We start from the raw sequence: 8620 nt of genomic DNA on the forward strand, positions 1-8620 counted from the left end.
TATCATGCTGATCTCAACGCTCTTAATCGGCGGCGGCGATCGCACTATCTTTTAGAAGCTGGATGGAGAGCAGACAATGCAATCCAGGGGTTGGGGCGATCGCACCGCACCAACCAAGCATCAGCACCCGTGTTCAGACCTGTTACCACTAACGTCATCGGTGAACGCCGCTTTATCTCAACCATTGCCCGAAGGCTGGATAGCTTGGGCGCTCTTACTCGCGGTCAACGGCAGACGGGTGGCAATGGGATATTTGATACAAAGGATAACCTAGAATCTCAGTATGCAGAGTATGCCTTGTACGAACTGTTCAAGCAAATATTTCAAGGTCGATTTTACGAAGTGTCTTTGGGGAAATTCGAGCAAATGACGGGTTTATCGCTGACTTCCCACGAAGGCGGGATGAAGATCGACTTGCCCCCATTGCGGCAATTCCTTAATCGGCTGCTGGCTTTACGCATCGATATGCAAAACATCATTTTCGAGCGTTTTGAGTTGTTGCTAAGTCAGCAGATTGAAACAGCGATCGCTGCTGGTGTCTATGAAATGGGGGTGGAGACTTTACGGGCTGAACGCTTTACTGTATTGAGCCAGGAAGCTGTATATACTCATGCTCAAACTGGTAGCGTCACCAATTACTTGAAAGTGGAACGCACCCAAAATAACCGCATCAAAACTGCCGAAGAGATGTTGGAGTTCGCAACTCAATATCAAGGAAAGCTCATGATCAACTCCAAGTCTGGTAATGCTGCTGTGTCAATTCCGACACATAGTATCTACGACGCTGATGGTGGTGTTGTACCAAGAGTGTTACTTGTCCGTCCCCAAAAAGAAACCCGTATACCAGTCAAGGATTTAGAATCTTCCACTTGGAAAGCGGTTTGTGTCGATGCGTTCGTCGCAGGGTGGTCTACTGAAGTAGACGCATTGCCCAAGTTCACAACCGATTACCTGCATTTGGTAACTGGTATTTTGTTGCCCATTTGGAAAATCTTGCCGCAGCACAGTAGCCGAGTCTTCCGACTACAAACCAGCGATGGACAAAAGATACTCGGTCGGGTGGTTAACGCTCAGGATATCCAGTCGGTGGCTGAACAACTCGGACTCAGGAACAAGCTGTTAAGCCCACAGGAGTTAGTCTCTTTAGTGCTAAACGAAGGCTATTCCCAGCAGTTACCGGGTGGCGTTACTTTACGGCGTTCTTATATTGCCACAGAACCTCGCATAGAACTGGTTAATGTTATCTCACTGGCAGAGCGACTGGTAGCTGCTGGATGTTTCACCGAGATCATCAACTGGCAAAAGCGAGTATTCATTCCGGTTTCAGATAAAGCGCCAGAAATTTTAGCGGCTGTGATTGGAATCTTGGGATAATTCCCAACCTCAAAGACCCAGGCATCTAATCTGGGTCTTTTTTACCCTCAAAAACTAACTTAAGATAGACTATTATTCATACTTAAGTTACTTGCAAAAGTGCTAATGTAAAAAAACTTCCAGAAGGTCTATAACTAGGTTTGATCTGTTAGTTTCACTTAAAACGTATTTATACTTATTCTCATTATGAGAATGGTTACTTTATTAATATTCAGCAAACGCGACTGCACATTAAAATGACTACCATCAAGATTCATTCAGTTGTCTGTATTCAATCTCGTGTTTTAGTCGTGTTCTACACTCCGGGTAAATGTTGGCAGTTTCGGATTATTAGCCCCGATGGAACGGTGGTTAGCGACTATCCGATTTACTATAGTGCTGTGCTGAAGCAGCAGCAAAAGCTGGACGTGATTCGATTTATCAAAAACGGTAAAGCGGTTAATTCCTTCGGTGGCAACTGTTGGGAAGTTCAATTGAGCGGGCCATTTGCTGCGGCATGGGTCTGAGGCAATCGCATTCTTTTACAGTGAAGCACGTTGCCCTACCTATAGCCCTTCTCAGACAGGAGACGCTCCGAGAATGGGCATTAGGAAGGTAGGTATTGGTGCAGCGAACGCGCTTTTTTTACATCTGCAATTCAACACTCCGTTCCCCCTACCGTTGCCCCACGCTGCCTTGAGAACTGCGATGGCTGCGCCAACGCGCCTGGGCAAACGCTACAGCTTTGCAATGATTGGATTGCTTGACCACTAGCAATTCATTTATGGTGCTACTTTTTCTTTGAACAGCTTCCCAGGAGAAAATGCAGGAACTTTGGTAGCTGGGATAGTCATTGGGTCATTCGTTAGGTACAGCGATCGAGTTAAGATCATTGACTGTTTGAGACGGAAGTTGCAAATCTGCGGCTTTGAGATTCTCGCGCAGATGCTCAACCGATGACGTTCCCGGAATCAGCAGGATGTTAGGCGCTCGTTGAAGCAACCATGCTAGCGCGACCTGCATTGGTGTCGCCTGAAGAGAGCTTGCAGCGGCATCGAGCTTGGACGATTGCAACGGCGTGAATCCACCGAGCGGAAAGAACGGTACATACGCCACACCGCGCTGTGCGAGGTCGTCGATCAAGGCATCATCTTCGCGATGCGCTAAGTTGTACTGGTTCTGGACACACACAATCTCAGTCATCGCCTGAGCTTCCTCGAACTGTCGGGGAGTAATGTTGCTCAGTCCGATATGGCGGATGAGTCCCTGACGCTTCAAGTCAACTAGGGTGGTCAGTGGTTCTGCGATCGGCCCTTCGGACGGTGCTTGAGTACCTCCAACTCTGAGATTGACAATATCTAGCGCCTCAAGACCAAGATTTTGCAGGTTATCGTGAACGGCGGTGATCAGCTCTTGCCGCGAGAAAGCAGGTTGCCACGACTTATCCGCCGGACGACGCGCCCCTACCTTAGTGACAATCACCAAATTCTCAGGATAGGGGTGAAGCGCCTGACGAATAATTTGATTGGTGATGTGCGGACCATAGAAATCGCTAGTATCAATGTGATTGACACCGAGGGCGATCGCCTCACGGAGAACCGCAATGGCGGCATCCACGTCACGGGGCGGCCCAAACACTCCTGGCCCCGCGAGTTGCATTGCACCGTAACCCAGACGATTGAGAGCGATCGACGTGTTTGGCAGCGTGAAGCTGCTCCCTAGATTGGTTTGCTGAATCATATTGCTATTTCCTTAGAGTGCTAATTAGTTTTAGTAAAAAGAGTGAAGCCTATTCGATGTCAAAAGGAGGATTATTTCAGGCTGTATTTTCAGTACTCACAAAGATGCTGGTTGAGTCATGCTCACACTCTTATTCGCCGTTCACACGCAACACGATCTTGCCCAGATAATGCTGTTTCATCGCTGATTGCGCCTGCGCCGCCGCTTCGAGTGGAAACGTCTGCGCGATGTGAACTTGAAACTGGTCGATGCCGATCAATCGGTTGAGTTGATCGAACAACATCGGGTCAGCATTTGCCTTCTTGAGTTCCACACCGTCAGGCGCTTTGGGTTCGGGCATTATGCCGTTAGGAAAAGCAATGATTCCGCCCTGGCGCACCAACGAGAGCGTAGATTGAACGTTGTCACTGCCCACTAGCACCAACGCGGCATCGAAGCCATCGGGCGCAAATGCGCGGGCGCGTTGCCCAACGTCGTCGCCGTGTCCGTCCACCGCTTCATCAGCACCCAACTGCTTGACCAACTCCACACCGTCTGCGCCCGATGCAATGGCGAAAACGCTCGCGCCCATCCGCTTGGCGAGTTGCAGCGCGACGTGACCGACGCCACCGCTCGCGCCCCACAGGATCAATTTGGTTCCGTCGCCCGTCAAGAGCGCCTTCAAATTACTTAGCGCCGTCAAACCAGCAATGGGCAATCCGCCTGCCATTAGCATATCAAGCCCATCGGGTATCGGCGCAACCGTTTTTTCGGAGACGACAACGTATTCTGCATAGCTACCGCCCTTGTCGTTCATAAAACTTTGGGCATAAACGCGATCGCCAACGGCGAAACGCTCGACACCATCGCCGACAGCAGTGATCGTGCCTGCACATTCGCCGCCCAGCACACGCGGAAAGTGAACTTCGTTATACACCAGTTCACCTTCACGCTCCATCACGTCCCAGACACCAACTCCGGCGACCTCAACGCGAATCAAAACTTCGCCCGTATCTACCGTAGGTACGGGTAAGGTGTGCAAAGTCAGCTTATCAGATCCGCCGAACTTGTCAACAGCCATTGCTTTCATCGGTTGGGAAGTGGTTTGCATTTCTTAGGTTCTCCGAATCGAACGCTTCTTTGATCGCTACGAGTTCAGCATAAGTTTGAAAAGCTTTTCTTGAAATACACAAACCTCGCTGATGATTGCCTAATTCTCCAAAGCAATCGTTTTAAGTGGTTCTATAATTGTCAAGAGTAAGGCATTGAGCGATCAAGTTCATAGCATGATTAAAATTTCTAATTCTGACGTGATTGCGAATCAGTACCAAGAACTCGCGACCTTGCTAATCAGGCACACCGAGGGTAATGGTTTGCATTCAACTGCGATCAATCAATTGAGCTTTGGGCGCTCCGATGCGATGTCTTCAGCAACCTACAGTGTTGATGAACCCCGCTTCACCCTGATCGTTCAAGGCAAGAAAGAAATGTTGCTGGGTGAGGAAACATATCCATACCACGCAGGACAATATCAAGTCCTTTCGGTTGCTCTACCGATCAGTGGATGTGTGGTTGAGGCAACACCTGACAAGCCGTGTTTAATGCTGAAGTTGAGCTTAGACTTAGTGCAACTGTGTGATTTGGTTGCCCAGATGGGTTTTAGTTCAGCCAAGCAAGAGAACTCTGTCCGAGGTCTATGGGTTAGCAACGCCGATGCTACGTTGATCGAGTGTGTCCTTCGCCTAGTCAAGCTCTTAGAAACACCGCAAGACATCCCGATACTAGCACCGGTGATGCTGCGTGAACTCTATTACCGTCTGCTTGTCGGGGAACAAAGTAAAGCCGTGCGCCTAATTGCCACATCCGGCAGCAGTATGCAGCGCATTGCGTCAGCCATCCAACTGATCAAGGCTGAGTTTAACCAATCGCTGCGGATCGAGGATTTAGCAAACCGGGTCAAGATGTCTGCTTCGTCGTTTCACCAGCATTTTAAGCAAGTGACCTCGATGAGTCCGATGCAATATCAAAAGCAGCTAAGACTGTTGGAAGCACGACGCCTAATGCTAACTGAAGATTTTGATGCAATTGCTACTGCTCACCAAGTGGGATATGAAAGTCCCTCACAGTTCAGCCGTGAATATTCTCGAATGTTTGGTGCGCCGCCAATTCAGGACATTCAACGTTTACGTACAGCATAACCCTGTTTTGTCACTCTAAGAAAATAAAAATCAGAGCCGAATTTTCAACTGTATAGCCAGCGGTGTACTCGCTATCCCACATTATATTCGTGCATCTAATTACTAAAACAGTGACAATTAGTTAGCAGAGGGTAGCGACCGATCTTTAATTTTGTTTTAGTACTTTTTCAATTTCTATTAATTTGTGACGTAAGACTTCCTGTAATTCTGTTAATTCAGCAGGGTTAGCTTGCTTGAGCAGCTCTAAAGAGAGTTGTTGCAAACGATTAGATGCTTGGGATACTGCTTTTTTCTTAGTATTTTTGGTTACTGCTAGCTTAGACTCAGATGCTATCACTTCAGCTACTAATTTTCGAGTAGTAACAACAGACAACTTTTCTACTATTACTTTATGCGTAGTCTCTTCCCTAATAGATTTTGCTTTTTGTTCACTCAATCCCAAATTTTTCGCGGAAAGTTTTTGTAGAGCCAATGCATGAACACCTTTAAGTCCTCCTCTTATAGCAAGTTTTAGGTCTTCTGCTAAAGATAGCATCGGAAAAATATTGGCATCGATAGAAGCAGGATTTAGCTGTAAATCTAACAGTAGGCTTAAGATTGCTCGTTCTGAGTCGCTTAAATCTAACGACTCTAGTTCTTGTTCTTGTTTTTTTGCATCTGCTGTTATTAAATCCACCAGCGATGTTATACGTTTTTGACTATTCAAACGTCGTATTACTGTTGAAAGAATACGCGGAATATCTTGAAGTTCTAATCCAATAATTGTAGACAATTCACGCGCGATCGCCTCGGCTTTATCCAAAGGATTAAGGTCTTCTCGATGTAGAGAAGTTAGTAGTGCTTTACGATGTAAACCAGTCGGTTCTGGAATAATAACTGCTTCTAAGGTTTGCCAACCTAAAGCTTTAGCACTGCGCCAGCGTCGCTCTCCGTCAAATATTAATAGATGATTCTCTCTTTGAATCAGAATAACTGGTTGTAACTGTCCATCACTAGCTAAAGAGCGAGACATAGATTCTAGACTTTCAGTTAAAAATGTTTGTCTAGGTTGTTCTATATTTGGCTCTATTTGCTCGATAGGAATTGACAAAATACCTATTTGTGACTGAAGTTGTGTTCGCAACTCTTCCAATTGTCTTTCCAACTCGCCAGAATTTTTGTCACGAAGTTCTTCAATCTCTGCTCTTAATTGCTGTATTTCTTGCTCTGCTTCAGATAATTGCTGAGATTGCTTCGCACCTGAAAAATAATTTGTAAGATTAGGAGTGTTACGAGCGCACATAATTATTTTGTCTTTTTAGTTGTCTTAGGTTTTCCAATTAAAGTCACAAGATGAGAAGTAGTTTCTTTAAAATCATCCTTAGCAGGATGACTAGGACGGTAAATATGCAATGGTAAACCTTGACCACTGGCATTGACAAATTCTGCGCTATCACGGATTGCTGGAAATGCTCGAATCTTCATGTGTTGCAACTGTTCAGGTAATCCTGCAAGCATCTGTCTATGAGTACTTCTGCGAACATCATATTGATTGGGAACAAATCCTAAAATTTCTGGAGTTGGGTTTAAACGCAAGTATTTGCAATGATAGTAGTACCATTCCAATAAATGTGCTGCTCCTTGAATTGATTTTGGTTCTAGCTGTACGGGGATAATAATATGTGTACAAGCGGCTAGAGCCATTAAAGGTAAAGGGCCAAGGGTAGCTGGGCAATCAAAAATAACTACATCGTGTGCTAGTGGATAATCTGTTAAACAGTCGGCTAAAAGGTAGGCTCCCCTTTTATGTAACACAAGTTCATCTGCTGTTTGGGTTAATACCATTCCCCCTTGGCATACGACAACATTATTGGTGTACTGCCTCCAGCAAGGAGTTAATGGCCAAACACCGTCAAATTTATCTTTGAGAACTCCTGCTAAAGTCTGTTCTGGTTCTGGTGGATTCAAACCACAGAATAATGTTAATGAGCCTTGTGGGTCGAGGTCTAGTAGGGCTACATTGTACTTGCGTTTTGCTAGGTCGTAAGCTAAATGAACTGAAAGTGTAGTCTTACCACTGCCTCCAGCGTTGCTAATCACAGCTAGTCGAATTTGCATGGCTTCACTTTGAGTGCTATTTCCGAATCATATATTATGACGCTGAGATCATATATCAATATATGATCCAAATAATTACTTGTCTTTCTTATTGTGTCTTCCATTTAAGATAGTTTATTAAAGAAGGTTTTATGGCAGGCATCATGAAATCTACCAAACGACCACCCAAACCACAACAACCAAAGCTCAAACACCCAAGTTCAAAACCAGAACACATCCCCGCCACTAATCAGTCAGAGGGAGAGTCACTAAATGTAACTGATGAGCCAATAGAGTTGACCGAAGATGCACAGGAGGCGATTAACATTACTCTTCTCAGCGATCGCAGTAGTGCTGATAACTCGTCGCAGCCATCCCAAGGACAGCGAACTTCTAAACCCCATGTTGAAAACTCAGAATATTCAGAGCGGTTTCAGCATGTAAGATTTATAGACTGCGACAAAGCAGTGAGGCAGATTATATTTGAGTGCAGAAACTGCCAACAGGGCATACTTTGTAAATTTACGGGTGAGCCTGTAGTTGGAGAATATAACAGGCGACCTTCAATCACCCAAATTAAGGTTAAGTGTCCCAACTGTGAGCAAACGGCGATTAGATTGAGTACAGGAGAAGTGGTTTCAACAACAGCGATTCCTTCATCTTGGCAGCAATGATGGCACACATCCTCTTCAAGAGTGATTGGTAAGAGATATTAACGATTGATAATGCAAATGAGATTTTTACCCTCAATAATAACTGCACTAACGGCACTGACACTAACTAGTTGCAGCACTAGTACAACTGAACAGTATGAAGCAACAGCACTCACCAGTTACTCCTGGCAAGTTAAATATGCCAATAACCTAACAAGTCAACCACAACCACGCATTGAAACTTTTGCTAATACTTCAGTGTTGAATAGGAATGGATTGAAACCAGCAGGAGCAGTTGTTGGCCCAGATGACAAAGGGCTATGGTGGCCTACTTTACCGCCGCGACCAAGTGTTGATGAAGTTGAACAACGCAAAAGACCTCAAGAAGAGGTAGGTAAACCTGAATTAGTGAAAGATGTAAAGTACAAACTGACCTATGGGGTGGGTAATACTCAGCAAACACTACCTACTAATTATGATGTTTATCGGCAAGTAGTAAAAGCTTACCCCCAAAAAACTCCTTTAGAATTGACTTTGGGTGTGAATGATAATTCAGTTGAGAAAGCTGAACCTGTCAGCAAGTAGTAACGCACTCGTTACATAGTCAGCAAGAAGTTAGAG

10 protein-coding genes and 1 pseudogene are annotated in these 8620 nt (G+C 45.5%); 6 read left to right on the top strand and 5 right to left on the bottom strand.

From position 1 onward, the window contains the following. From V7L31_RS32210 to V7L31_RS32220, 3 genes are all read left to right on the top strand, one after another. A partial coding sequence (locus V7L31_RS32210) for a strawberry notch C-terminal domain-containing protein (protein ID WP_334699998.1) occupies window positions 1-1374 on the top strand: 1374 nt, incomplete at its 5' end. A gap of 236 nt (window positions 1375-1610) precedes the next feature. Continuing rightward, window positions 1611-1880, top strand: coding sequence for a hypothetical protein (locus tag V7L31_RS32215; protein ID WP_334699999.1), 270 nt, complete (start codon window positions 1611-1613; stop codon window positions 1878-1880). 73 nt (window positions 1881-1953) lie between these two features. Beyond that, entirely contained in the window at window positions 1954-2127 is a 174-nt protein-coding gene (locus V7L31_RS32220) for a hypothetical protein (protein ID WP_334700000.1), read from the top strand. Window positions 2128-2135: 8 nt separating this feature from the next. On the opposite strand, the pseudogene V7L31_RS32225 reads toward V7L31_RS32220, so the two are convergent. The 3 genes and pseudogenes from V7L31_RS32225 to V7L31_RS32235 form a co-directional block, all read right to left on the bottom strand. Beyond that, window positions 2136-2219 (bottom strand): annotated as a pseudogene (locus V7L31_RS32225) (HU family DNA-binding protein); the annotation flags it as partial. Further along, window positions 2212-3093, bottom strand: coding sequence for an aldo/keto reductase family oxidoreductase (locus tag V7L31_RS32230; RefSeq protein WP_334700001.1), 882 nt, complete (start codon window positions 3091-3093; stop codon window positions 2212-2214). The pseudogene V7L31_RS32225 and the gene V7L31_RS32230, both read right to left, overlap by 8 nt. A 130-nt stretch (window positions 3094-3223) precedes the next feature. Next, window positions 3224-4183 (bottom strand): quinone oxidoreductase family protein, encoded by a 960-nt coding sequence (locus V7L31_RS32235; RefSeq protein ID WP_334700002.1) that lies wholly within the window; start codon window positions 4181-4183, stop codon window positions 3224-3226. A 154-nt stretch (window positions 4184-4337) separates the two neighbouring features. Here V7L31_RS32235 and V7L31_RS32240 point away from each other — a divergent pair, with 154 nt between their 5' ends. Further along, complete coding sequence (locus tag V7L31_RS32240) at window positions 4338-5270, top strand: AraC family transcriptional regulator (RefSeq protein ID WP_334700003.1); 933 nt, start codon at window positions 4338-4340, stop codon at window positions 5268-5270. Window positions 5271-5415: 145 nt separating this feature from the next. Here the strand turns inward: V7L31_RS32240 and V7L31_RS32245 are convergent, their stop codons facing one another. Then, on the bottom strand, window positions 5416-6552 hold the full coding sequence (locus V7L31_RS32245) for a ParB/RepB/Spo0J family partition protein (protein WP_334700004.1): 1137 nt from the start codon (window positions 6550-6552) through the stop codon (window positions 5416-5418). A gap of 2 nt (window positions 6553-6554) precedes the next feature. After that, the gene (locus tag V7L31_RS32250) at window positions 6555-7367 is read right to left on the bottom strand and encodes a ParA family protein (RefSeq protein ID WP_334700005.1); all 813 of its coding nucleotides are present in this window, start codon (window positions 7365-7367) and stop codon (window positions 6555-6557) included. 131 nt (window positions 7368-7498) lie between these two features. Between V7L31_RS32250 and V7L31_RS32255 the strand changes: the two genes are divergently transcribed. Together V7L31_RS32255 and V7L31_RS32260 are read left to right on the top strand one after the other, a co-directional pair. After that, window positions 7499-8020 carry a hypothetical protein gene (locus V7L31_RS32255; RefSeq protein ID WP_334700006.1) on the top strand — a complete coding sequence of 174 codons (522 nt, stop codon included), beginning with the start codon at window positions 7499-7501 and terminating at the stop codon, window positions 8018-8020. A 57-nt stretch (window positions 8021-8077) separates the two neighbouring features. Next, complete coding sequence (locus tag V7L31_RS32260; RefSeq protein WP_442944528.1) at window positions 8078-8584, top strand: hypothetical protein; 507 nt, start codon at window positions 8078-8080, stop codon at window positions 8582-8584. Window positions 8585-8620: the final 36 nt, after the last annotated feature.

The sequence above is a fragment of the Nostoc sp. genome (assembly GCF_036916655.1).
GTDB lineage: Bacteria > Cyanobacteriota > Cyanobacteriia > Cyanobacteriales > Nostocaceae > Nostoc.

What these genes read in the sequence shown, in the direction of transcription:
- V7L31_RS32215 (WP_334699999.1), top strand. Translation starts at nt 1,611, where the DNA reads ATGACTACCATCAAGATTCATTCAGTTGTCTGTATTCAATCTCGTGTT.
- V7L31_RS32220 (WP_334700000.1), top strand. Translation starts at nt 1,954, where the DNA reads ATGGGCATTAGGAAGGTAGGTATTGGTGCAGCGAACGCGCTTTTTTTA.
- V7L31_RS32230 (WP_334700001.1), bottom strand. Translation starts at nt 3,093, where the DNA reads ATGATTCAGCAAACCAATCTAGGGAGCAGCTTCACGCTGCCAAACACG.
- V7L31_RS32235 (WP_334700002.1), bottom strand. Translation starts at nt 4,183, where the DNA reads ATGCAAACCACTTCCCAACCGATGAAAGCAATGGCTGTTGACAAGTTC.
- V7L31_RS32245 (WP_334700004.1), bottom strand. Translation starts at nt 6,552, where the DNA reads ATGTGCGCTCGTAACACTCCTAATCTTACAAATTATTTTTCAGGTGCG.
- V7L31_RS32250 (WP_334700005.1), bottom strand. Translation starts at nt 7,367, where the DNA reads ATGCAAATTCGACTAGCTGTGATTAGCAACGCTGGAGGCAGTGGTAAG.
- V7L31_RS32255 (WP_334700006.1), top strand. Translation starts at nt 7,499, where the DNA reads ATGGCAGGCATCATGAAATCTACCAAACGACCACCCAAACCACAACAA.
- V7L31_RS32260 (WP_442944528.1), top strand. Translation starts at nt 8,078, where the DNA reads ATGAGATTTTTACCCTCAATAATAACTGCACTAACGGCACTGACACTA.